This window comes from Propionivibrio dicarboxylicus, assembly GCF_900099695.1.
Classification (GTDB): domain Bacteria; phylum Pseudomonadota; class Gammaproteobacteria; order Burkholderiales; family Rhodocyclaceae; genus Propionivibrio; species Propionivibrio dicarboxylicus.
Genome location: NZ_FNCY01000023.1, coordinates 43043 through 68381, shown reverse-complemented (window position 1 = coordinate 68381; position 25339 = coordinate 43043). Strand labels below are relative to the sequence as shown.

Below are 25339 nucleotides of genomic sequence, written 5' to 3'. Positions count from 1 at the left end.
CCTGATTGATGGCGTAGGCACCGACGTTCTCGCCGCTTATACGGCTCAAGGCGCCGCTCAGCGTGTCACCATTGACGAGCCCCGAACCACCGACCACGTAGCTCAGCGTCGGATCGGCGTTGCCATACACTTTGCTCTGCGCTTCCGCTGTCACACTGATCGGACGCTGCGTCACGCTGTAGGACAAAGGCGTACCGGCAGCAAACGCATAGCCACTGACGTTGCCAAACCCCGTGCTGTAGGCGACGCCATAGCTGCCCACGTTGCTAGCTGTGCCTGGCAGCCCAGTGAATGCGGCGCTACCCGACAGCCCAATATTGAAAGCGTTGTCTTCATCGTCGGCAAACCCACGCAGGGCATAGCCGAGCGTCGCTGTCGAGGCGTTACCGTAAACATGCGATGCCGCACCACCCGCCAAGGTCGTATCGACGCTTAACGTCCCTGGCGCCGACGCATAAATGAAGCCGTTTCCGGACTCGGCGACCGCCTCTGGCGCATAAGAGGACGACACGTCGCTATAGTGCCGGAAATCAGAAGTGATCCCGTTCTTGCTGACGCTGGCCGGATCGTTGGCATAGATCAGCCAACGGCTGGAGGCGTCGATCGAGAACGGTGTCGCACTACCGCTGTTATTGACGAACCCGCCGGTGCCGGCATCAAGGACAATTGCATTCCCTCCGGTCAGGCTGGCATTAAGACTCGCGCCGCTATTGAGCGTGATCGATTGGCCTCCACCGCTCGTACCCGTGATGTTCTCGGCCGATATCGAATCGAGCAGCAAGGCCCCTGCATTGGCTTTCAGCGTCACCGGACCGGCGATCGAAGTCAGAACGCCAGGCGCGAGATTGCCGGAGAGTTGTGTCAGGGAAACGCCACTCAGGTTGCTGATCGTGCCACCCGTACGGCTGAAACTGTCGGTCACCGTCAGCGACCCGGTGCCATTGACCGTCGCATTGTTCAGTGAGAATCCGCCGGTGACCGACAAGGCGCCATTCGTCGTGAGCGTCGTGCCACTACCCAGCGTCAGACCGGCACTGAGCGTGCCACCATTGGCCAGGGTAAAGCTCGTTCCGTTCCCCAAAAGCGAAAACGCCTCGGCGGACGTAAGGGTCTTAGCCGAATAGGTCCCCGTGCTCAGTGTGATTAGCGACGTGTTCGCCAAATCCGGAATGCTGACCAATTCCGACACCGTCGGCACATGCCCGAGCGACCAGTTGCCGGCCGTGGCCCAGAATTGATGGTCTACAGCACCGGTCCAGATGTTCGAGAGCGTGCTGAACGCGCGAAGCGTCGGCGACGAAACGCCCTCGTTAACCTGCCAGATGTCCGAAAAACTGAAGCCGTCAAAGCTGAAGGCGGACTTCATTTGCGCCGACGTCAGACCGATGACATCGTCACCACTACTGGTCGTCTGTCCGCTGGCATCCATATCCCAATAGCTGCGGGAAACGGTGCCACCTGCCCACAACGCGTTGTCCCCGACCAGTCCGCCAACGTTCCCGTTGCCGCTAACTACGCCGCTCGAATAACTCCTCTCGATCGTGCCACGGTTGTAACCGACCAGACCACCAACACTCCACCCTCCGGTCACGGCCCCCGTTGCATAGCTGTCACTCATCACGCCAGCATTTTCTCCGACCATGCCCCCAACATAGGACCCACCATCCTGCCCGCTCACTGCGACCGCCGAATAACTGCCCGTGATCACGCCCTGATTCAGCCCGACCAAGCCACCGACGCCGTTCAGACCGCTAACGCTACCGCCGACGCCAAGACCATTAATCGTGCTACCGGGCGCCAGCCAACCGATCAATCCGACATTACTGTTGGGAAGGTTGACACTCAGGTTTGAGATGAGATGCCCATCCCCATTGAATTCCGAGGCCGAAAATGCTGGGACGTGATAACCGGGGATCGTGCTAAGGTCGATGTCATTGCCGAGCCTGAATTTGTAATCGCTCTTGTCGGCAAAGCCGAGCAGGTCTTTCATGCCCTGCACAGAGTTGATCTGGTAGTAGCCATTGCTTGCCGGCAAGCTGGAGGCGTAATTGGCGATGTCAAGCGTGAGGCCATTGGCGAGCCAGTCCTGATATTGCGTGCTGTAGAGCCCGCCCAGCGTAACGAGATGCTCGCCGTTGAGGGTGACATTGTCGATGTCGTAATGGCTGTTGATGAACGTTCCGCCGGATTGATAATCGTTGTATCCGATCAGCCCACCGACATCCGTCGATCCCGTCACAGGCCCCGAGGAACGGCTATCGCTGACGGCTCCACTGTTCCAGCCAACCAAACCACCAACACCGCGAGTCCCAGCGCCCCCAGTTACCACCCCCGACGCGCTACCACCGCTTACCGTCCCGCCATTATTCCAGCCGACGAGCCCTCCAATGTCGTAGCCCCCGGCAAGTCCGCTGACGGCAGTCGTCGCATGGCTATCGATGATCGTTCCTTGATTCTGGCCGACAAGCCCGCCGACTTCATACATTCCACTGACATTACCACTCACACCGATGTCTTTCACCGTGCTCGCCGACGACAACCAACCGATCAGTCCAACATTGCTGTTTGGCAAGTTGACGTTCAGGTTCGCGACGACATATCCACCGCCACTCAATTCAGCCGCCGAAAAAGACGGAATATGCAGCCCCGGACTGTCTGTCAGGTCAAGGTTCGATACGAGTTTGAATTTGTACCCCGACTGATCGGCAAAGCCGAGCAGATCCTTCAAGCCCTGCACGCTTCCGATTTGATAATAGCCCTCACCAGAAAGAGACAGCGTCGCACTGTAATTGGCGATATCAAGCGACAATCCATGCGAGAGCCAGTCCTGGTACTGATCGGCATACAGCCCGCCAACCGTCAGCCGATGGTTGCCGTTGATGGTGACGGCATCGATATCGTAGTGACTATTAGTGATGCTCCCACCATAGAGAAAGTCGTTAAGTCCGACCAGGCCGCCAAGCTCGGATGTTCCGGCAACCGACGCGGAAGCATAGCTGGCGCTGATCATGCCGCTGTTGTAGCCCGCCAGACCACCGACACACGAATCGCCAATCACCGTACTGTCGGCGACGTAGGCATTGCGGATCGTTCCTCCGTTTTCCCCGACGAGCGCACCAACGCTGTATCCGCCAACGATGCTGGCTCGGCTCAGTCCGACATCGCTGATCACGCCCGAATTGAAGCCAAATAGGCCGACTGGGCCTTGGGACGGCCTATTGATCGTCAAGCGATCGATCGTATGCCCGAGCCCGCTGAATATCCCATTGAAATTGATCGGCGCAAAGCCGCCGCCATTCTCCCAGTTGATCGTATCGGAAGCATCGATATCACTCGCCAGCGCGTAGCTGTTGCCCGTATCCGATTGGATGGCCTGCAAACCAGTGACGTCGCGCACAAGCACATAGGGCGTATTGGCGATGGAAAGGCTGGCGAATGCTCCCAGATCGATTCTCGCGCCGATACCGATCACCGGATCGCTGCTAATACTCAGTGCGCCGTTGCTGATCAGTCTCGTACCCACCCCCAGTGTCAATCCGGCGTTAAAGCTACCGCCACTACTGAGCGAGAAACTCGTGCCCGAACCTGTCAGCGAAAATGGCTCATCGGAAACAATCCGCTGGACCGAGTAGGTTCCGGAGAGGCTGACGTAACTGCTGTTCGAAGCCCAGGGAATACTCACTCGCTCGTCCGCCTGCGGAACATGCATCAAGGACCAGTTGTTCGCGTCGATCCAACGCAGGCCGTCCCCTAGCCCGGTCCAGACATTTGTGACCGCAGGCGGAAGATGCGTCGGTGCCGAAACGCCTTCACTGATACGCCAGACGTTGTTGAAATCGAAACCGACAAAGCTTGACTGCTGTTTCATTTGCACGGTCGTCAGCCCGATGACGCCGTTGGTCGCTCCCAACCCGCTGGCCTCGACGTCCAGATAACTGTTATTGATGGACCCCGTGCTTATGCCGCCAAACCCGCCACAATAGGAGACGCGACATGTGACAGCTCCCGACGAGTAACTGGTATTGATCGTTCCACCAAAATTGTCACCAACGAAACCGCCGACAGCGTTATATCCAGTCACTGAGCCAATCGCATAGCTGTCACCGATCGAGCCTCTATTAAACCCCACCAGACCACCGACACTCCCACCACCCTCAAGCGACGTTACGGTCGCCGTAGAATAACTAGCGTTGATCGTTCCTTGGTTGGCGCCCACCAGGCCACCGACATTACCCTGGCCAGTCACGTTACCGCTGACGCCGAGATTGCTCACTGTGCTATTTGGCGACAACCACCCGATCAGGCCAACGTTGCTGTTGGGCAACATGACATTCAAATTGGAAACAACGTAACCACCACCGTCAAACTCGGCTGCTGAAAAAATAGGAACGTTGAATCCCTGAGCACTACTGAGGTCGACATTGCCCGTGAGTTTGAACTTGTAACTTCCCTGATCGGCAAACCCAAGCAAGTCTTTCATGCCCTGCACATTGCTAATCTGGTAGTAACCATCCAGCGACAAGGGCAACGTCGTACTGTAATTGGCGATGTCGAGCGACAAGCCTCGCGCAAACCAATCCTGATACTGGCTGTCGTACAAGCCGCCGAGCGTCACGAGAGAATTACCATTAATGCTCACGGCATCAATGTTGTAGTGGCTGTTGCTGATCGTGCCATTCTCGTTATAACCGACTAGCCCCCCTACTTCGAGTGCCCCGTCAACGGACGCCGCCGCATAGCTGTTGCTAATCGTGCCCGAGTTAATCCCGACCAGACCCCCAACATTACTGTTCCCGACTACTGATCCGGTCGCGTAGCTATTGCTGATCGTCCCGTAGTTCATGCCAACGAGGGCGCCGACAACATATCCACCGATGACATTAGCATTAGTCAGCCCAACATTGCTGATAGTGCCTGAACTGTCGCTAAATAGCCCGGTATAGGCATCCCAATCATATTGACGATCAGTCATCAACCGGTCGATCGTGTGCCCCAAACCATTGAACGTACCGTTAAATCCTCGAATCGGCTCAAAGCCCCCGCCGTAACCCCAAGTACGCGTCTCCGAAGCATCAATATCGTCTGCCAATGCGTAGCTGCACCCCGTGCAGTTACGCATATCCTGCAGCGCATTGACGTCGCGCAACAACGTGTAACTGTTTCCATTTATCGACAGGCTGGAAAGCGTTCCCAAGGCGATCTTCGCGCCCTGCGCGAGCACCGGATCACTGCTGATATTCAGTGCGCCATTGCTCGACAAGGTCGTACCTGCCCCCAGCGTCAACCCAGCATTGAAGTCTCCGCCCCAGCGAAGACCGAAGGTCGTTCCCGTTCCGACCAGGCTGAACGGCTCGTCCGACGTGACGCGCCGGACGACATAATTTCCGGTCAGCGTGACGTAGCCGGCGCCGCTCCCCAGTGGAATGCTGGCGATCTCGCCGCTCGTCGGCACATGCCCGAGCAGCCAGTTGCCGGCAAGCGACCACGACACACCATCCGCCGCCCCAGTCCAGACATTACTGACCACTGGCGGCACATGCGTCGGCGTCGACACCTTCTCGTTGATCTGCCAGACATTGTCGAAATCGAAGCCGGAAAAGCTCGCGCCCAGCTTCATCTGCGCCGTCGTCAGACCGGTTCCGCCAGCGCTTGAGGACTGGCCGCTCGCTTCGATGTCCCAGTAGCTGTAGTTAGCTACGCCTGTGGCATATCCGACCAAACCGCCCACATTGCTCGATCCGCTGACGGCCCCCGACGCGTAACTCGTCGTGATTGAGCCTGAATTCCCCCCTACCAATCCACCGACGCTATCGGAACCAGACAACGCCGATATGCTACCGGTCGCATAACTGTTCGAAATCGTGCCGCCATTGTTCCAGCCGACCAACCCGCCCACGTCGCTGCTGTTGGCCAAGCCGTTAACCACCGTTGAAGCATGGCTGGCGGAAATCGTTCCCTCGTTGCGACCGACCAAGCCACCCACCTCAAACAACCCGGTTACCGTCCCGGCAACACCGATGTCATTTAACGTACTGCCCGAAGAGAGTACCCCTATCAAACCAAGGTTGTGGTTCGGCAAACTGACGTTCAAGTTTGAAAGGATATTTCCGCCACCGTTGAGTTCCTGTGCCGAAAATACGGGAATGTTGTAGCCGTTGATCGGAGACAAGTCGATATCGGAGACCAGCTTGAACTTGTATCCGCCCTGATCGGCGAAACCGAGCAGGTCCTTCATCCCTTGCACGTCGCCGATCTGGTAATAGCCACCGACCAGCGGCAGGCTCGTGCTGTAGTTGGCGATATTGAGCGTCATCCCATTCGTCAGCCAGTCCTGAAACTGGTTGTTGTAGAGCCCGCCCGGCGTGACTGATTTCCCGCCGTTGATGGTGCCGGCATCGACGTTATAGTGGCTGTTGGTGACTAGACCGCCACTCCCTTGCCACCCGACCAGACCGCCGACCAGCGATGCACCGGAAACGGAAGATGTCGCGTAGCTGCTATCAATGGTCGATTCACTCCCCCAGCCTTCGATGGTTCCGACAAGCCCGCCAACTTGAGAGGCACCGGAAACAGTGGCGCTTGCCGAGCTGTTGGTTATAGCCCCTCTACCACCATCTGAATCCCCTACATTTGCGCCAACCAGGCCTCCGACGCTCGCCCCACTCCCCAACACAACGCCATTCATGGAACTGCCGCTGATCCATCCCTGGTTTAAACCGACCAAGCCGCCGACGTAATTTCCTGTACCGGTAACCGTCCCCGAAACCGTCGAATTGATGATATTTCCGCTTTGGTTGACGCCAACCAAGCCGCCGACGTAATTTCCGGTTCCCGTCACCGATCCGGACACCCGGCTATTCGTGACCTGCCCGCTGAGTACGCCGACCAAGCCGCCGACACGATCCATTCCGCTCACGCTTACGTTGGTCAACCCCACGTTCGCAATTCGACTCAAGTGCCCAGCTTCGCCAATCAGGCCAACCATTGATTCGCCGGGCCTGTTGATGGTTAGGCGGTCGATGACATGTCCGAGTCCATTGAGCGTTCCGCTGAATTCTCTGATCGGCGAGAAGCCCTGCCCACTGTCCCATCCGCTCGTCGCGGAGGCATCGATATCGTCGGCCAGGGCGTAGTAGTTAGTGCCCAATTCCGGAGTGATGTTCTTCAACCCGGTCGCGTCACGTATCAATAGGTAGCTGTTGCCATTGATCGTTAGGTTGGCGAGCGTGCCGAGGTTGATCCTGGCGTTCGCGCCGAGGACCGGGTCGCTGCTGATTGACAGCCGGCCATTGCTGGTCAGCGTGGTGCCGGCGCCAAGAGTCAGACCGGCATTGAAGTCGCCGCCATGATTGAGCGTAAAGCTCGTACCCGAACTGGATAGAGCAAACGGCTCGTCAGAGGTAATTTTGCGAACGGTGTAGTTGCCGGTTAGTGCGACATAATCTGCACCAGCTACAGTCGGAATATTCACAAGTTCGGCGCTAGTCGGCACGTGCCCGAGCGACCAATTGCCGGCCGTGGCCCAAAATTGATTGTCGGCGGCGCCCGTCCAGGTGTTCAACGCAAAACTACGCAGGCTCGGGGGAGAAATTCCCTCGGAAATCCGCCAGATGCTTCCAAAATCAAAGCCAGCGAAACTTGCCGCCGATTTCATTTGAGCATTCGTGAGTCCGAATCCACCCGCGCTGCCAGCTTGGTTACTAGTCTCCGTATTCCAGTAGCTGTTGTTAATGTTTCCGCTGAAATCATGTCCGACAAGACCGCCGACATCGTATGAACCTGAAACCAAACCCGTCGAATAGCTACTGCTGATAGTCCCAAAATTGCCTCCAACGAGGCCGCCTGTTCCCACAAAACCTGTTACCACTCCTGTCGCGTAACTATTGGCAATGTTGCCTTCATTCGACCCGACCAAACCGCCAACCATTGAGTCCGACCCAGTCAATACGACATTGGCATAGCTATTTGTAATCGCACCTCGGTTTACGCCAACCAAGCCTCCCGCATATGCATTTCCAGCCACACTACCATCGACACCTAAGTTACAGATCGTACTTGTAGAAGATGTCGATCCGAACAAGCCAACAACGTCATTAGGGAGATTGATACTTAAGTCATATATAACATAGCCATTACCATTGAATTCTTGCGCTAAAAAGGCCGGGACATGGTAGCCGGGAATACTAGCTAGGGAGATATCAGAGGTAAGTTTGAATTTGTAAGAAGAAATGTCCGCAAAGCCGAGTAAGTCCTTCATGCCTTGCACGCTACTGATCTCGTAGTAGCCTCCAACAGACAAGAGGGTAGTGCTGTAGTTTGCGATATCTAGGGGCAGACCATGCGTCAGCCAGTCTTGAAATTGGCCGTTATACAGACCGCCTAGCGTTACAAGATGGCTTCCATTTATCGTCGCAGTGTCGACGTTATAGTGGCTGTTCCTAATTTCGCCGACATTGCCTCCAAAGAAACCAACTAGGCCGCCAACATCACGCTGCCCGCTAACATTGCCGGTTGCGTAGCTATTCGTAATTTCTGCGTAATAGGTGATACGACCAATCAGGCCGCCAACACCATTGCTTCCGCTCACATCACCAGTCGCGTAACTTGCACCGACAGTGCCGCCATAATTAACTCCAACGAGCCCGCCAACGGCATCAACACCACTCACATTGGCGGTCGAATAGCTGGTGTTTATGCTTCCTCCAAAAGTATTACTGCCAACTAGCCCCCCCACTCTGTCAACACCGCCAAGACTCCCTTTGGCGTAGCTGTTAATTATGCTTCCGCCATTCGATCCAACAAGCCCTCCAACATAATCTATGCCGGTGATACTTAAATTGGTTAGGCCGATATTTGAAATTTCTCCGCCTGAAGCCATTCCAAACAACCCAACGAAATTTTCTTCGGGACGAATTATTGTCAGCCCATCGATCTTGTGCCCTAATCCATTAAACGAGCCGCCAGACAGTCCAATTGGCAAAAAGCCACCACTCCACGCACTTGTTTCCGAAGCAACAATATCGCTCCCAAGCGCATAGTATCCTGAGGCATTTCCTCCAATTCCCTGCAGTGTCAGCCCGCTCGTATCTCCCTCGACGCCAAGACTGTTGATGACCGTATAGCCGTTGCCGTTGACTGTCAGGAACCCCGTGCCGCTCCGCCCCGGAAAATCCACCCGCCCGGCGAAATTGCCACTGGCATCGAAGCCGACGCGTACCGTCCCACCGACCTCCGACCCTGCCGTGTTGAGAACAAGTGAAGACGTGCCCGACGCCGTCATCACGGCATTGATGTTGATGTCGTGCGCGGCAGTGAGCGTCAGCTGATTGGCATTCCAACTCACGGCATCGTTGACGTTGATATCGCCCGCCGTGCCAGACCTGCCCGCGGCACTCTGGATTTCCACGTCGGTGCTGGCGAGCGCGTTGGAAAGATCCGAACCAGTCATGTCGCCACCGCTCGCGGCAATCGTGAAATCGGTCGGGTCGATCAGCCACCTGCCGGTCTTGCCCAAAGGCGCCGTCGTGTCGATATGAAGGCCGGAAAGAGAAACTGTGTGACCCGAGGTTTCGACTAAGCCGCCGTTGCCACCGCTAAATCCACCGCGAGCAGTGATGCTGCCGGCGACGGTCGTCGCATCATCGGCCCAAGCGACAATGACACCGCCATCGCCATCGTCGAGCGCGTCCGACCGAATCCGCGCGTTGGCGCCGATGGTTGTACTGCGAGCTCTTGGCAACGCCGGGTTGGGGATGAGCGGATTGTTCTGGCCGGTGCTGCCGGTCTGCTGCGTTGGGTCGTTCGAACTACCGTATGCCACCGTCGTTTCGGCGGTTTCCGTCACGCTCGGCGAGGCAGCATACGGGTCGCTGAGGCTGAGACTCGCGCGTTTCAGCGCGGCGGTCTGGCTCCAGTCCGTGGGAACGGATTTGGCGCCACCTTGGTAATTGCCGCCGATCAGGATGGTGCCGCCACCGGCACTGCCAGAGGTGTCCACCGTCGCATCGACGGTGATCGTCGGCGCCAGGATCTCGATGCGACCACCCTTGCCTGTTTCGACTGCGCTTGGCATCGCCTTCAAGGCCGCCTGGATTTCAGCCGGCGCCGCAATTCCCTTGGCATCGACCACGCCTTGTACGACAGCAGCGCCCGTCTGCGCCTGGATCAGGATGTCGCCACCCTGCGGACCGCTGGTCTGAAGCGTACCGGTGTTCTCGACATCGTTCTTCGCTTGCAGTCGGATCTTGCCGTTCTGACCGACAACTGCTGTCGTCGCTTGAATCGTCCCGCTATTTTTGACGAGACCGCCGTACAGACTGACTTCCTTGCCAATCAGCGTCCCGAGATTGACGGCCTGATGTTCGCTGTTGGTCACTTCAACCTGAATCGTCGGCCGATCCGGATCGGCGATCGTCACGCTCTTGCCCGCCGCCAGCAGGATCTGTCCTTCCGGCGTCTGAATCAGGCCAGAGTTCTCGACTTTGGGCGCAATCAATATGACAGAACCGCCCGTGGCGGTTCTGATCGTTCCTTCATTGCGGATGCTGCCGGCACCGACAGTATCGCCGAATTTGTACTTTCCGGCGATGAAGTCAGCATCCTTCAACTGCAGTGTCGATACCAGCAAGCCACCGACGTCAACCTGTGCCCCCGCGCCAAAAGCAACGCCATTCGGATTGATGAGGATGACGCGCCCATTCGATTGCAGACTGCCGAGAATTACCGACGGATCAACGCCGGTAACACGGTTAAGCACTTGACTGCTGGCGCTCTGCTGGATAAAGCGAGTCAATTCGCCGCGATCAATGTTGAAGCTTTGCCAGTTGATAATTGCGCCCGGCGTGTTGCTCACCGTCAGCGTCTTGCCGACCTGTTGAAACGTCGCCTGCCCGGCGAGGACGACAGGATTAGCCGGATTAGCCTGAGCAATACCAGCCCATGCAGCAGCCAAAGCAGCAGCCGTCGTCTTCAACCCAAATGGCATCGAACGCTTCATGGTATGACATTTTTGTTTTTTGCTTTCTGCCCGGCCATGCTCCCTGAATACGACATCCGGGCAACAGCGCAGGATTTTACCAACGCTTTCCAGCGGTTACACAAGACAAACCGCATTCATGCCTGGATTTGGGGCAAGCATCTATGACAAAGGTCGTAGCCTCAACCAGGCCAGTCCGGCTCGTTTACTAATAACGGCGCCCACCGTCATCAAGAGGCGGTCGGTGATGCTTAAATACAACACTCCATCCGTTCCACATCAAAGCTCGCCGACGACCCCCGTGCGCCCGCGCTTGACGAGTTTCTTCAGCCGCCGTTCGGCCTCGTCCAAACTGCCGCAAAGATGCTCGGGGAAGGCGTTGCACCCGGCCCAGCGGCCGTCCGGAAGACGGATGGCGGCCACCGCGCGACCGCCGTCGACGCTTGCCAGCACGCAGCGCACCGCGCCGCGATGCCAGGCCGCGGCGACAAGGTCCATGGCTTCATCGTGCGGCACATGCAGACCGATCAGGGCATCGATCGGCGACTCGAATTCGGCGCAGAAAATGGCCGGCAGGTAGCCGGTGACGGGAGCTTCGGACATCCTGCGGTTCTACCACGCCGCCCGCCGCTTGTAAAAGGGCAGGGGCTCAAGGCACAATCGCGGCTCACCGGAGTTCCTCGATGTCATTTGATGTGATCGTCGTCGGCGGCGGACTGGCCGGCCTGTCACTGGCCTGCGCGCTGCGCGACACACGCCTGAAGATCGCCCTTGTCGAAGCCCGCGCGCCGCAGCGCGCGGAAGGTTGGGACGCGCGCATCTACGCGCTCAGCCCCTCCAACGCCGCCTTCCTGCAGCGCATCGGCGCCTGGAAGCATCTCGATACCGAGCGCCTGTCGCCGATCCACACCATGAAGGTGTACGGCGACACCGGCGCCCGACTGGTCTTCGACGCCTACGAAGCCGGCGTCGACGAACTCGCCTGGATCCTCGAATCGTCGCAACTGGCTGGCGAACTCTGGGAAAACCTGCGCCGGCAAAGCAATGTGACGTTGTACTGTCCGGCGACCCCGGAAAAGCTCGACCTCGGCGACGACGCTACCACCCTCACCCTCAATGACGGGCAGGTGCTTGCCGGCCGCCTGCTGATCGGCGCCGACGGGCGCGATTCCTGGGTGCGCGAATCTGCCGGCCTGGGGGCGCACCACACGCCGTATGACGAAATGGGCGTCGTCGCCAATTTCGAATGCGAAGAACCGCATCGCAACACCGCCTTCCAGTGGTTCCGCGACGACGGCGTACTCGCCTGGCTGCCACTGCCGGGCCAGCGCCTGTCGATGGTCTGGTCGGCCCCGAACGCGCTCGCCGACGAACTGATGCGCTTGTCGCCCGAGGCGCTCGCGACACGCGTCGCCGCCGCCGGCGAGCACACGCTCGGCGCGCTGCGCCTGATCACGCCGGCGGCCGCATTTCCGCTGCGCCTGATGCGCGTGCCGACGACCGTCGCCCCGCGCCTGGCGCTGATCGGCGACGCCGCGCACGGCATCCATCCGCTCTCCGGCCACGGCATCAACCTCGGCCTGCGCGATGCCGAAGCGCTCGCCGCACGACTCGCCGCCACGCCCGACTGGCAGGACATCGGCGACCTGCGCCTGCTGCGCCGCCACCAGCGCGAACGCGCCGAAGAGACGGCGCTGCTCCAATACACAACTCACACACTTCGGCTGCTGTTTCGTGAGACACTTCCGGGCCTGAAATTCGTGCGCAACACCGGTTTGTCGCTGACCGATCGCCTGCCGCTCGTCAAGAACCAGCTCCTGCGCTATGCGCTGGGTACCTGAATTCAACGGAGAAAGACCATGCTGAAAAGATTGCTCCCCCTGGCGCTCTGCGCCGCGCTGGGAACGACCGTTTGCCTGCAGGCATCGGCCGACGAAGCCAGCGTCAAGAAGGCGCTCGAAACCAAGCTCGGCACCAAGATCACCAGCGTCACCAAGAGCCCCTATCTCGGCCTCTATGAAGTCTATGCCGAAGGCCAGATCGTCTATACCGACGAGAAGCAGTCGGTGATCATCGCCGGCACGCTGATCGACGGCAAGACGATGAAAAACCACACCGCCGAACGCATGCACAAGCTGATGGCGATCAAGTTCTCCGACCTCCCGCTCGAATACGCCGTCAAGCAGGTGCGCGGCGATGGTCGGCGCGTGATGGCGACCTTCGAAGACCCCAACTGCGGTTACTGCAAGAAGCTGGCGCGCGAGGCGGTCAAGCTCGACAACGTGACGATCTACACCTTCCTGCTGCCGATCCTGTCGCCGGATTCGCTGGAAAAATCGAACCAGATCTGGTGCTCGGCCGACCGCGCCAAGGCCTGGAACGACTGGATGCAGGACGGCCGGGCGCCGACCGGCAAGGGCGATTGCGACACGACCGCGGTGCAGAAGACCGTGGAACTCGGTCGCCGCCTCAACATCAACGGCACCCCGACGCTGTTCTTCGCCGACGGCGACCGCATCCCCGGCGCCGTGCCGATTGCCCAGATCGAACAGAAACTCGCGGCCAACGCCAAGTAGACAGACAAGGCCAGCGCCTCAGCGCGGCGACCCCGGACTTTCCGGCGTCGCCGTTTTTCTTTTAGCGCCTATTCGGTAGGGATCGTGGGCCGCGAGCCCTACCGAAATCGGCTCTTAGTGCATCCGCATCAAAGCTGGAAGGCCAGCCAGAGCAGCAAACCTTCGGCCAGTTCGCGTAAAACCCCCGGCGATGCCACCACATACGGCGCCGACTCGTGCCGCCGCAATTCGCCCCAGCGCGCAAACGCACGGACCGCCTTGGCGTCGTAGAAGGCCACCATCAACTCGTAGTTGATGAACAGGCTGCGACCGTCGAGATTGGCCGACCCGGCCATTGCCAACTCGTCATCGACGATCACCGCTTTGGCATGCAGCATCTCGGGGTGCAGCCATATCCGCGCCCCGGCCGCGGCCAATTCACGCAAGGCGCGGTGGCGGGCAAAGTCGGCCAGGCGGTGATTCGAGCGGTCCGGCAAGACCAGATCGACCTCGACCCCGCGCCGCGCCGCCAGCGTCATCGCGCTCAGCAGCACAGGATCGGGAACGAAATACGGCGTTACGGCGAGAATCCGGCGCTGCGAGGTAAAACAGGCCGAAACCAGCAGCGTGTGGATGGTGTCGTCGACCCGGTCCGGCCCGCTGGCGACGAGTTGCGCCAGCCCCGAGACCGGACTCCCCGGCGGAATATCGGGCTCGCCGTCCGGGACCGTGCCCTCGCTCGCGAACGCCCAATCCTCTTCGAATTGGCGTTGCGCGTACGCGGCGACGCCGCCGCACAAGTCGAAGCTCAGATCGACCCAGGGCTTGCGCGGAATCAAGGCCGTCGCATCTCCCTCGAAATATTCGGCGGCGAGATTGCGCCCGCCGCACCAGAGGCAGCGCCCATCGGCAATCAGCATCTTGCGGTGGTTGCGCAGATTGGTCCGGCCGCGCTGCGGCGAGCGGAAGGGCGAGACGAAGCGCTGTACCTCGACGCCGGCCTCACGGAATGCCGCGATGTCGGGAAAACCGCCCATGTAGATGCCGATGCCATCGATCAGCAGACGCACCCGGACACCGTCGCGGGCGCGTTGCTGCAGGCGCGCAGCGATTTCGTTGCCGAGCGAATCGCGTCCGACCAGGAAAGTGCTGACTTCGAGCGTCCGGGTCGCGCCATCGATCAGTCGCCGCAAGGCCTGGAGCGATTCGCTGCCGTCGGCGTGGATGACCAGATGTTCGTACGCGACCGGCGCCGGCAAGCCCATCGCCCGGGCCAGTTGCTGGGCGCGTGCGGCTGTCGCATGCATCGAGGTATTCGCCGGCAGCACGGCCCGCGGTCCGGCGGCGGGGCGAACGGGAACGATCTTGCGCGAGCCGAACGCGAGGTACAGCGGCAAGGCGATATAGGGCACCAGCAGGATGGTCATCACCCAGGCGATGGCCGCCGACGGATGGCGGCGCTGGTGCAAGCTGTGAGAGGCGACGGCATAGACGACCAGACCGATCGCCGCCAGCAGCGCATCCAGAATTTCCCAATGGCGAGCGATCAGGTCAAGGATCATGGCGTGTCGGTCGGAATCGGCAGTATCAGGCGATGATAGCCGAACTGGCTGACAAATTCATGTGATCGATGCCACATTATTGCCCTGAAATTTTCATTCACATGGAATACGCACCGACACACCGGGCGCATGTCAGTGGCCAAAATGGCGCACCGCAAACGAACGAAAAGTCTTCAGCGCCGGATTCTGGTGATCGTCGCGCCAGGCCATTCGCCCTTCGGCCACCACCGTCTTGCCGCGAATCGGCCGGAAGACCACCTGCTCGAAACGGAAACGCGCGACCGAGGCCGGCACGATGGCGACACCGATGCCGGTGCCGACGAGACCGACGACCGTCAGCACCTGATCGAGGTGTTGAACGTAACGCGGCGTCACCCCGGCAGCGAGGAGCAAGCCATTCACCAGGCTGTAGAAATACCGCCCCCGCTCGGGCGAAAACATGACAAAGGGCAAGCCGTCGAGATCGTCGAGCGCGACGTCGGCGCGCGCCGCCAGCGGATGGTGCTCGGGCATCGCCACGACCAGCGGGTCGCGGAAGATCGTTTCGTGCCGCAGCGCCGTCATCCGGCTCGTGAGCGGCCAGAGGAAGCCGATATCGATCGTATGATTCTCGAGGGCATCGAGTTGCGCCGCCGCCACCATTTCGCGCAGCACGATTTCAATGTCGGGCAGGCCCCGGTGCGCCGCGGCGATCAATCCCGGAATCAATTCGTAACCCATCACCGTCGTGAAACCGATGACCACCCGCCCGGCATTGCCCTTGCTGGTGCGCTGGGCGGTCACGGCCGCCTGCTCGGCCAACTGGAGCAAGCGGCGCGCGTCGTCGAGAAAGACCCGTCCGGCCGCCGTCAGCCGTACCGAGCGGCTGGTGCGTTCGAAGAGCGTCGTGCCAAGCGCGTGTTCGAGCAACTGGATTTGCCGGCTCAGCGGCGGCTGCGTCATGCACAGGCGCTCGGCCGCCCGACCGAAATGCAATTCCTCGGCGACGGCAACAAAACAAGCCAGCTGGTTGAAGTCCTGGATCATTCCAAAATCCGCATCGATCAATTCACTTTATAAGCAATTCCGGCATTGCTCCCATACTATGATGTTCCGATAAAGCCGGCAATCGGCAACATGAATACAGGCTCAGGACGGCGTCAGGCAGCAAAGGCTTTGCAAGCAATCCGGAATCGATCGACACTTTTCCGGCTTGATCCGCTCACGCCGATGGCATCATTCCACGCAACACCCGCAATACCCGCAACGACTCACATTGTTTCGCACGCAGGCCAGATCAATACACCAATACCGGAGGGTCATACGATGCAACGCAAATTCACGCAACTCATGTCGGCCACAACGCTGGCGGCCTCGCTGCTGCTCGGCACCTCGGCACACGCCGCCGACGAATTCAACCATCTCGTCCGCATCATCGTCCCCTTCGCGCCGGGCGGCACCTCCGACATCCTCGCCCGCATCATCGCGCCGAAACTCTCGACGGCGATCGGCCAGACCGTCATCGTCGAGAACAAGCCCGGCGCTGCCGGCAACCTGGGCGCCGACGCCGTCGCCAAGGCACCGAAGGACGGCCACACGCTGCTGCTGCTCGACGTCGGTTCGCTGGCCACCTCCCCCAACCTCTTCAACAACCTGACCTATGACGTCGAGAAGGACCTGGCGCCGGTCGGCATGATCATGTTCGCTCCCTATGTACTCGCCGTGCACCCGTCGGTGCCGACCAAGAACATCGGCGAATTCATCAAATATGCCCAGAGCAACCCCGGCAAGCTGGCGGTGGCGAATTCCGGCATCGGCGGCATCAACCACATCGCCGCGCTCGTCGTCGCCAAGGACAAGGGCATCAACTGGAAGAGCATCCCGTACAAGGGCGGCTCGGCGGCATCGCGCGCGGTCGTCTCGGGCGAGTCGAACACCATCATCAACGGCGCGACGGCGACCTTGCCCTTCGTCACCAGCGGCCAGCTCGTCGGCCTCGCCGTCACCGGCAAGAGCCGCCTGAAGAACGCGCCCGACCTGCCGACCTTCAAGGAAGTCGGACTTCCGGCTGCCGATTACGGCACCTTCCAGGGCATGTTCACCACCGCCGGATCGCCGCCGGCAACCGTCCGCCGCCTCAACGAAGAACTGCAGAAAGTGCTGGCCCAACCGGACATCCAGCAGAAAATCGCCGAACAGGGCGGCGAGGTCATGGCCGGCAAACCCGATGACCTGAAGAACTGGCTGCATGCCAGCATCAAGTCCTTCGGCGCGGAAATCAAGGCGGCCAATATCAAGGTCGAACAATGACCGAGGCATCGGAAAAGACGAAGCAGCGCCCCGCCCTCGAGGAGCTGCTGTTCGGCCTGTTCCTGGCCGCGCTGGCCGGTGGCGTGTTCTACGCCACCCGCCGGCTGTCGGTCGGCACCGCCGGCGACATGGGGCCCGGCTACGTGCCGCAGGCGATCAGCTGGGGCATGCTGCTCTTCGGCCTGTTCTTCGTCGGCCGCTCGTTCGTCATCCCCGGCGAACGTATCCTGCCGCCTTGCTGGCGAGCGCTGATCCTGATCCCGCTGGCGGCAGCCGTCTTCTCGCTGCTGGTGATGAAGGCGGGACTCGCCATCGCGAGTTTCCTCTGCATGCTGGTGGCCAGCGCCGCGAGCAGCGAGACGCGGCCGCTCGAGATCCTGGTCTTCAGCCTGTTCATCTCGGCCGGATCGGTGCTGCTCTTCGTCCGGGCCTTGTCCTTGCCCGTTCCCATCTTTCCCTGGTAGGCGCCGACCGCATGGAACTCCTCGACAACCTGATGATCGGTTTCTCCACCGCGATGCAGTGGAACAACCTGCTGTTCTGCCTGATCGGCGCGCTGATCGGCACGATGATCGGCGTCCTGCCCGGCATCGGCCCGGTCCCGACCGTCGCGCTCTTGCTGCCCTTCACCTTCGGCATGCCGCCAGCATCGGGCTTCATCATGCTCGCCGGCATTTTCTACGGCGCTCAGTACGGCGGCTCGACGACGGCGATCCTCGTCAACATTCCCGGCGAGACCTCGTCGGTGGTCACCTGCCTCGACGGCCACCAGATGGCAAGGCAAGGCCGCGCCGGTACCGCGCTGGCGATCGCGGCGCTCTCGTCCTTCTTCGCCGGCACCGTCGCCACCATCGTCATCGCATTGCTGAGCGGCCCGCTCTCGAAGCTCGCGCTGAGTTTCACCGCCGTCGAATTCTTCAGCCTGATGGTCTTGGGTCTCGTTGCCGCCGTCATTCTCGCCCATGGTTCTGTCATCAAGTCGCTGGCGATGATCGGCATCGGCCTGCTGCTCGGCATCGTCGGCATCGACGTCAACTCCGGCGCCGAGCGGATGACCTTCAACATCCCGGAATTCGCCGATGGCCTCGGCTTCGTCTCGGTCGCGATGGGCTTTTTCGGCCTCGCCGAAATCATGACGAATATCGAGAAGCCGTCGCAGCGCGTCATCGTCAGCCAGCGCATGAAGGATCTGTTCCCGTCGCTGGCCGACCTCAAGGCGGCGTTTCCCGCCGCACTGCGCGGCACGGCGATCGGCTCGATCCTCGGCGTCCTGCCCGGCGGCGGCGCCGCGCTGCCGCCCTTCACCGCCTATGCCGTCGAAAAGAAGATCGCCAAGGATCCGTCGCGCTTCGGCCGCGGCGCCATCGAAGGCGTGGCCTCGCCGGAAGCCGCCAACAACGCCGGCGCCCAGACCAGTTTCATTCCGCTGCTCACCCTCGGCATTCCGTCGAACGCACTGATGGCCCTGATGATCGGCGCCTTGATGATCCACGGCATCCAGCCCGGACCGCAGATCATGGTCGAGCAGAAGGAACTCGTCTGGGGCGTCATCGCCAGTATGTGGACGGGCAACCTGATGCTGCTCATCATCAACCTGCCGCTGATCGGCATGTGGGTGTCCTTGCTGAAGGTGCCGTACCGTCTGCTCTTCCCGGCCATCCTGCTGTTCTGCTGCATCGGCGCGTATGGCGTCAACAACAGCGTCGTCGACGTCTGGCTGATGCTCGGCTGTTCGGTCGTCGGTTATTTCTTCAACAAGGTCAAGGTCGAGACGGCGCCGTTGCTGCTCGGCATGGTGCTCGGCCCGCAGCTTGAAGAAAACCTGCGTCGCGCGATGATGCTCTCGGGCGGCGATTTCAGCGTCTTCGTGACGCGACCGATCAGCGCCGTCCTGCTCGCCACGGTCGTCGTCATCCTGCTCGTGCTGATGTCGCCGGCGATCCTGCGCAAGCGCAACGAGGTCGTCGAGTCCTAGCAATCGTCATGGACGGCAGGGCTCCTGCCGTCCGTTGCGCGCTCATGCCGGAATCATCGCCGGCTCAAGGAGCCCGCCTCGCCCCCTGGCAAGCGTTTTTCGATCAGAGGATTTCCTGACCGAATTCTCCGATGCGCTGTGTCGGCGGCCGCTCAACGCACTCCTCGCCAAACAGGCAGATGGCCTGGGCCGGCGGCGCATCGCTGCACGGTTCGCCGAACGCACAGATCGCCACCGCCGGCGCCGCCTCGACGCATTCCTCACCGAAGCTACAGATCGCCACCGCGGGAGGGCTGTCCACGCACGCTTCGCCGAAGGTACAGATGGCCTGCTGCGGTGGCGCGTCTACCCGGAGTTCGCCGAAATCGCCAATGCTTGTCGCCATGAATCGCTCCTTTCTTGAGGGCTGCATCCGTCAGACAAGCGTCCGCGCCAGGGATTCAATTTTTGCTGCGCGGCCCACGATCCCGACCGAAATAGCCTCTGAATCGCCGGCTTGAGATCGTCGCCGCGAAGTGATACTGTATATTATTACAGTGTCACTTTACATCGCCATGCCCCCAGCAACACCGCCACGCATCCTCTGCCCGCACTGCCGCGCCCCCATCGACTCGCTCACCCTCGACAATGCGTCGGGCCTGGCATGGGAGGGCTGCATCTGTCCGGAATGCGATGGCATGATCATCCTGGCAAGCGCCCAGCCTCCCACCAACAGGCATCCCGACCCAGACCCCGCGACGCGGCGAACGGGCGCCGCGATGGCCATGCCCGTGCCATGACCGACCTCATCCAAACAGAGTCCGCGGACTCCGCCGACATCCCGGCCTATCTGAAGACGCTGAATGCCGCGCAACGCGATGCGGCCGTCGCGCCGGATGAGGTTCCGCTGCTCATCATCGCCGGCGCCGGAACCGGCAAGACCAATACGCTCGCCCACCGCGTCGCGCATTTGCTCGCGCAGGGCGCCGATCCCGACCGGCTGCTGTTGCTGACCTTCTCTCGTCGTGCGGCAGACGAAATGACGCGGCGCGTCCAGACGATCGCCAGCAAGGTTTCGGCACGCCATGCGCGCCTGGCCAGCGGCGGCTTTGCCTGGTCCGGCACCTTCCATGGCGTCGGCGCGCGCCTGCTCCGCGACTATGCGCAACGCATCGGACTGAGCCCCGATTTCACCATCCACGACCGTGAAGACTCGGCCGACCTCATGAATCTGGTGCGCAACGATCTCGGGCATTCCGGGAAAGGAAAGCGCTTTCCGCTCAAAGGCACCTGCCTCGCCATTTATTCGGCAGTCATCAACACGCAGCGGGACCTTGCCAATGTCCTGCAAAGCAATTTCCCGTGGTGTGCGGAATGGGAAAACGAGCTCAAGTCGCTCTATCTCGGCTATGTCGAAGCCAAGCAGGCGCAGCAGGTGCTCGACTATGACGATCTGCTGCTTTACTGGGCGCAGATGGTCGGCGAAGCGGACTTGGCGCGGGAAATCGGCACGCGCTTCAGCCATGCGCTCGTCGACGAATATCAGGATACCAATTTCCTGCAGGCCGCCATCCTGCGGGCGATCAAACCCGATGGCCGGGGGCTGACGGTGGTCGGCGACGACGCGCAATCGATCTACAGTTTCCGGGGCGCCAGCGTGCGCAACATCCTCGATTTCCCGACGCAGTTCACTCCGCCGGCCCGACAGATTGCGCTCGAACAGAACTATCGCTCGACGCAGCCGATCCTCGCCGTGTCGAATGCCGTCATTGCCCGGGCGAAAGAGCGTCACAGCAAGGAACTGCGGAGCGAACGCATCTCCTCGGAAAAGCCGGGCCTGATCACCGTCCGCGACGAGACCGACCAGGCGACCTACGTCGTCGAACGCACGCTCGAACGGCGCGAACAAGGCATTCCCCTCAAATCGCAGGCGGTGCTGTTTCGCGCCGCCTCGCATAGCGCCCGTCTCGAAATCGAACTGACCCGGCGCAACATCCCGTTCATCAAGTTCGGCGGCCTCAAGTTCCTGGAAGCGCGTCACGTCAAGGACCTGCTCGCCATCCTGCGTTGGGCGCAGAACCTGCGCGACCGGGTATCGGGATTTCGCGCCATCCAGTTACTGCCCGGCATCGGCCCGAAGACGGCCGGGCGCATTGTCGACCACCTGCAGAATGCCGCACCCGGTTGCGAGCTGCTTGCCGAACAACCGGTTCCGGAAGGCGCACGCGAGGCATGGAGCGCTTTTGCGGCACTGATCGAAGGACTGCGGCAAGGCGCCGACACCTGGCCGGCGCCGCTCGGAAGCGTCGTCCTCTGGTATGACGCCCAGATGGACCGCCTGTACGAGGATGCCGACGTGCGCCGCAGCGATATTCAGCAGCTGACACGCATTGCCTCGAGTTATCCCAACCGCGAACGTTTCCTCACCGAGCTCACGCTCGACCCGCCGGAAGCGACCAGCGATGAAGCGGGCGTCCCGCTGCTGGACGAGGACTACCTGATCCTGTCGACGATCCACTCGGCCAAAGGCAAGGAATGGAATGCGGTGACCGTCCTCAACGTCGTTGACGGCTGCATGCCCTCCGACATGGCCACCGGCAGCGAGGCCGAGATCGAGGAAGAGCGGCGACTCCTCTATGTGGCGATGACCCGCGCCAAGGATCATCTCGACCTCCTGTTGCCGCAACGCTTTTATACCAACGGTCCGGGCGGGACAGGCGACCGGCACGTCTATGCCAGCCGCACACGCTTCATCCCGAGCGGGCTGTTGAATGCGTTCGCCGAGCGCAGCTGGCCGCCCGCCCCCGAACCGCCCGGCCTGCAGGCGTGGGCGGCGCAGCATCCCGATGCATCGAAGCCGCCGCTCGATCTCGCCGCCCGCATGCGCGGCATGTGGAAGTAACGATCGCCGCAATGCCTTTATTTGAGCGTCATCTGAGGCAAAGACCGTTGAGACATCGCGCCGGGATAGCACGGCGAAACACGCCCCGAGTGGTACGATCATGCTTTCCGGTTTATTACGACGCTCCTTATTTCCGATGCCCGACGCTCTCGCAATGCCCGGACAGCCCCAGGGTTTATCCGATGCCCTGTCGATGCTGTACTACCGTTTCGGCAGCACGCTGTTTCTCGCCTTCCTCGACGACCCCGCCTGGATTGCCTTCTGGTTTTGCTGAAGAAGGCGCGGCATCGATCCAAGACAGGACTCCCGTAGAACATCCCTCGGCCACGCCCCCGACATGAATCCTTATCTGCTGCCCGGCATATACGTCGACTTTGAGCACCCCGAGGTATCGGCGTTGGCGCGGCAACTGGCGCGCGACACCGTTTCCGGGGATGAACTCGTACGTAAATGTTTCGAATTCGTCCGCGACGAGATTCGCCACAGCGTCGACTTCAAACTGAATCCGGTGACATGCAAGGCATCCGAGGTCCTGCAATACCGAACCGGTTATTGCTACGCCAAGAGCCATCTGCTGGCCGCGCTGCTGCGTGCCAACGGCATCCCGACCGGATTGTGCTATCAACGCCTGTCGATCGGAGACCGCGGCGCGCCCTACTGTCTGCACGGCTTGAATGCGGTCTTCCTCAAGGAACATGGCTGGTATCGGATCGATGCCAGAGGCAACAAGCCGGGCGTCGACGCGGCGTTCTGTCCGCCCAAGGAAAAACTCGCCTTCTCCCTGCAGGAGCCGAACGAGCGTGATCTGCCGGAAATCTGGGCAGAACCGCTGCCGATCGTCGTGCAGGTGCTGGAGCGCTTCAACACCTATGACCAGGTGCTGGCGAATCTCCCGGACGTTGAGCTACTCCGCTGATGTCTTCGGGCCTGGCGGAGCGCGATACATCGTCATCACGTCCCGGACGCAACCAAGCCTCAAGCTCGGTGTCATTGCTGATTGGACGGATTGATCCTGGCGGCATCGTTGCCGGTCGCGCCCGTCGATCGTCCCGGTTTACGTCAGAATAGCGGTATTCACGATGCTCGCTCCGGCGCCCCACATCATTCACGACTAGGCACCATGCGTCGATCTTCTCGCAACGCTTCCGATTATTTGTATCCGGCCACGACCGGGCCGATCAACGGCCGGCAGACGCTGCGCCGGCTGGCGCCCTACCTGCTGCAGTACAAAGGCCGCGTGCTGTTGGCGCTCAGCTGCCTGATCGCCGCCAAGCTGTCGAACGTCGCGGTACCGATCATCTTCAAGTCCCTGATCGACGAGATCGGCGCCGAATCGCTGCCGCTCGTTCTGCCGGTGAGCTTGCTCGTGCTCTACGGACTGCTGCGCGCCGGCAATTCGCTGTTCGCCGAATTGCGCGAGATCATCTTCGCGCGCGTCACGCAGCGCGCGGTTCGGCGTGTCGCGCTCGAAGTGTTCCGGCATCTCCACGACCTGTCGCTGCGCTTTCACCTGGCGCGACAAACCGGCGGCGTCGCGCGCGACATCGACCGCGGCACGCGCGCCATCACCAGCCTGATCAGCTACACCCTGTATTCGATCCTGCCGACGCTGGTCGAGCTATCGCTCGTGCTGGGCGTGCTTTTCTTCAAGTATGACAGCGGCTTTGTCGTGATTACGCTGCTCTCGCTCGCCGCCTACATCGCTTATACCGTTAGCGTCAGCAACCGGCGCATGGTGATCCGGCGACAGGTCAACGAGACCGATTCGATCGCCAACACGCAGGCGATCGACAGCCTGATCAATTACGAGACGGTGAAGTATTTCAACAACGAGGAATTCGAGGCGCGGCGCTACGACAGCAACATGGAGAAATGGGAAGACGCGACGACGCGCAGCCAGATCTCGCTATCGCTGCTCAACATCGGACAGCAGACCATCATCGCCATCGGCGTCACCGCGATGATGTGGCGGGCATCGGCCGGCGTCCTGTCGGGGCAGCTGACGATCGGCGATCTGGTGCTGGTGAACGCGTTCCTGATCCAGCTCTACATGCCACTCAACTTCCTGGGTGTCGTCTATCGCGAAATCCGCCAGTCGCTCACCGACATCGAACGGATGTTCACGCTGCTGAACACGCACCGAGAAGTCGTCGACGCGCCCGACGCCGTCGATCTGCCGCACGGCGACATCGAAGTCTGTTTCGACCGGGTCGAGTTCGCCTACGACGCCAAACGGCCCATCCTGTTTGGCGTCGATTTCGTCATTCCGGCGGGCAAGACGGTCGCCGTCGTCGGCAAGTCCGGTTCCGGCAAATCGACGCTGGCGCGGTTGCTCTATCGTTTCTACGATGTCACCGGCGGCGCCATCCGGATCAACCGGCGCGACCTGCGCGAATTCCGGCAATCCAGCCTGCGCGCGGCGATCGGCATCGTGCCGCAAGACACCGTGTTATTCAACGAGAGCATTTTCTACAACATCCACTACGGTCGGCCCGAGGCAACCCACGAGGAAGTGCTGGCCGCGGCACACGCGGCGCAGCTCACCGAGTTCGCCGCGCTGCTGCCGGACGGTCTGGCAACGGTCGTTGGCGAACGCGGACTCAAACTCTCCGGCGGCGAGAAACAGCGCGTCGCCATTGCCCGAGCGCTGCTCAAGGATCCGTCACTGCTGATTTTCGACGAAGCCACCTCGGCACTCGACTCGAAAACCGAAAAAGCCATCCAGGCCAGCCTCGACCTGGCAACGCGCGGACGCACGACCTTGATCATCGCCCATCGTCTATCGACGATCATGAACGCCGACCAGATTCTGGTGATGGATGCCGGCCGCATCATCGAACGCGGCACGCATCTCGAACTCATTCGCTTGAGCGGACGCTACGCACAAATGTGGGCGATGCAGCAACACGACGCGGGCGAAAACGGTTTTTCTTCTAGCGGCAACGCCTAGGGAATTCCCGGCAACGCCGGCCTCAATGAAAGAGCAGCCGCGCATCGGCAAGCCGGTTCAGCGCTTCGACACGCACCCGAATCGGCGCCGGGTATTAATACAAAGACATACATTGGCAAGGGGGCCTGCCACAGAAGATCGATGATTGTCTC

The 25339-nt window shown here is 60.7% G+C and carries 13 protein-coding genes; 8 read left to right on the top strand and 5 right to left on the bottom strand.

The features are described 5' to 3' along the window. Both BLR25_RS18910 and BLR25_RS18905 read right to left on the bottom strand, forming a co-directional pair. Positions 1-10996: GLUG motif-containing protein (locus BLR25_RS18910; RefSeq protein WP_143009928.1), on the bottom strand; the 10996-nt coding region annotated here is incomplete at its 3' end. 258 nt (positions 10997-11254) lie between these two features. Continuing rightward, on the bottom strand, positions 11255-11578 hold the full coding sequence (locus tag BLR25_RS18905) for a hypothetical protein (protein ID WP_091940024.1): 324 nt from the start codon (positions 11576-11578) through the stop codon (positions 11255-11257). Positions 11579-11658: 80 nt separating this feature from the next. Between BLR25_RS18905 and BLR25_RS18900 the strand changes: the two genes are divergently transcribed. Together BLR25_RS18900 and BLR25_RS18895 are read left to right on the top strand one after the other, a co-directional pair. Further along, complete coding sequence (locus BLR25_RS18900) at positions 11659-12816, top strand: UbiH/UbiF family hydroxylase (RefSeq protein ID WP_091940022.1); 1158 nt, start codon at positions 11659-11661, stop codon at positions 12814-12816. 18 nt (positions 12817-12834) lie between these two features. Next, complete coding sequence (locus BLR25_RS18895; RefSeq protein ID WP_091940020.1) at positions 12835-13551, top strand: DsbC family protein; 717 nt, start codon at positions 12835-12837, stop codon at positions 13549-13551. 128 nt (positions 13552-13679) lie between these two features. On the opposite strand, the gene BLR25_RS18890 is transcribed toward BLR25_RS18895, so the two are convergent. Together BLR25_RS18890 and BLR25_RS18885 are read right to left on the bottom strand one after the other, a co-directional pair. After that, the gene (locus tag BLR25_RS18890; protein ID WP_091940018.1) at positions 13680-15092 is read right to left on the bottom strand and encodes a phospholipase D-like domain-containing protein; all 1413 of its coding nucleotides are present in this window, start codon (positions 15090-15092) and stop codon (positions 13680-13682) included. Between the two features lie 132 nt (positions 15093-15224). Continuing rightward, a complete protein-coding gene (locus tag BLR25_RS18885; RefSeq protein ID WP_091940038.1) occupies positions 15225-16118 on the bottom strand; it encodes a LysR family transcriptional regulator in 894 nt (297 codons plus the stop codon). 279 nt (positions 16119-16397) lie between these two features. Here BLR25_RS18885 and BLR25_RS18880 point away from each other — a divergent pair, with 279 nt between their 5' ends. Genes BLR25_RS18880 through BLR25_RS18870 form a run of 3 tightly spaced genes read left to right on the top strand, consistent with a single transcriptional unit; the run spans position 16398 to position 19356 of the window. After that, positions 16398-17381 (top strand): Bug family tripartite tricarboxylate transporter substrate binding protein, encoded by a 984-nt coding sequence (locus BLR25_RS18880; RefSeq protein WP_091940016.1) that lies wholly within the window; start codon positions 16398-16400, stop codon positions 17379-17381. Then, positions 17378-17845, top strand: a complete 468-nt coding sequence (locus BLR25_RS18875) for a tripartite tricarboxylate transporter TctB family protein (RefSeq protein WP_091940014.1) — start codon at positions 17378-17380, stop codon at positions 17843-17845. Before BLR25_RS18880 ends, BLR25_RS18875 begins: the two co-directional genes overlap by 4 nt. An 11-nt stretch (positions 17846-17856) precedes the next feature. Next, positions 17857-19356: a tripartite tricarboxylate transporter permease gene (locus BLR25_RS18870; RefSeq protein WP_091940012.1), complete on the top strand. Its 1500-nt coding sequence runs from the start codon at positions 17857-17859 to the stop codon at positions 19354-19356. A gap of 103 nt (positions 19357-19459) precedes the next feature. Here BLR25_RS18870 and BLR25_RS18865 read toward each other — a convergent pair whose 3' ends face one another. After that, positions 19460-19741, bottom strand: a complete 282-nt coding sequence (locus tag BLR25_RS18865; RefSeq protein ID WP_091940010.1) for a hypothetical protein — start codon at positions 19739-19741, stop codon at positions 19460-19462. Positions 19742-20131: 390 nt separating this feature from the next. On the opposite strand from BLR25_RS18865, the gene BLR25_RS18855 reads away from it, so the two are divergent. From BLR25_RS18855 to BLR25_RS18845, 3 genes are all read left to right on the top strand, one after another. Continuing rightward, positions 20132-22237, top strand: coding sequence for an ATP-dependent helicase (locus BLR25_RS18855; protein WP_091940006.1), 2106 nt, complete (start codon positions 20132-20134; stop codon positions 22235-22237). Between the two features lie 337 nt (positions 22238-22574). Beyond that, positions 22575-23153: a transglutaminase-like domain-containing protein gene (locus BLR25_RS18850; RefSeq protein WP_091940004.1), complete on the top strand. Its 579-nt coding sequence runs from the start codon at positions 22575-22577 to the stop codon at positions 23151-23153. A gap of 204 nt (positions 23154-23357) precedes the next feature. Beyond that, positions 23358-25187: an ABCB family ABC transporter ATP-binding protein/permease gene (locus BLR25_RS18845; protein WP_091940003.1), complete on the top strand. Its 1830-nt coding sequence runs from the start codon at positions 23358-23360 to the stop codon at positions 25185-25187. The last annotated feature ends 152 nt before the right edge of the window (positions 25188-25339 follow it).

Excerpts from the sequence above, each read along its gene's own strand:
- BLR25_RS18900 (WP_091940022.1), top strand. The coding sequence starts at position 11,659 with ATGTCATTTGATGTGATCGTCGTCGGCGGCGGACTGGCCGGCCTGTCA.
- BLR25_RS18895 (WP_091940020.1), top strand. The coding sequence starts at position 12,835 with ATGCTGAAAAGATTGCTCCCCCTGGCGCTCTGCGCCGCGCTGGGAACG.
- BLR25_RS18875 (WP_091940014.1), top strand. The coding sequence starts at position 17,378 with ATGACCGAGGCATCGGAAAAGACGAAGCAGCGCCCCGCCCTCGAGGAG.
- BLR25_RS18890 (WP_091940018.1), bottom strand. The coding sequence starts at position 15,092 with ATGATCCTTGACCTGATCGCTCGCCATTGGGAAATTCTGGATGCGCTG.
- BLR25_RS18855 (WP_091940006.1), top strand. The coding sequence starts at position 20,132 with ATGACCGACCTCATCCAAACAGAGTCCGCGGACTCCGCCGACATCCCG.
- BLR25_RS18885 (WP_091940038.1), bottom strand. The coding sequence starts at position 16,118 with ATGATCCAGGACTTCAACCAGCTGGCTTGTTTTGTTGCCGTCGCCGAG.
- BLR25_RS18865 (WP_091940010.1), bottom strand. The coding sequence starts at position 19,741 with ATGGCGACAAGCATTGGCGATTTCGGCGAACTCCGGGTAGACGCGCCA.
- BLR25_RS18870 (WP_091940012.1), top strand. The coding sequence starts at position 17,857 with ATGGAACTCCTCGACAACCTGATGATCGGTTTCTCCACCGCGATGCAG.
- BLR25_RS18880 (WP_091940016.1), top strand. The coding sequence starts at position 16,398 with ATGCAACGCAAATTCACGCAACTCATGTCGGCCACAACGCTGGCGGCC.
- BLR25_RS18850 (WP_091940004.1), top strand. The coding sequence starts at position 22,575 with ATGAATCCTTATCTGCTGCCCGGCATATACGTCGACTTTGAGCACCCC.
- BLR25_RS18905 (WP_091940024.1), bottom strand. The coding sequence starts at position 11,578 with ATGTCCGAAGCTCCCGTCACCGGCTACCTGCCGGCCATTTTCTGCGCC.
- BLR25_RS18845 (WP_091940003.1), top strand. The coding sequence starts at position 23,358 with ATGCGTCGATCTTCTCGCAACGCTTCCGATTATTTGTATCCGGCCACG.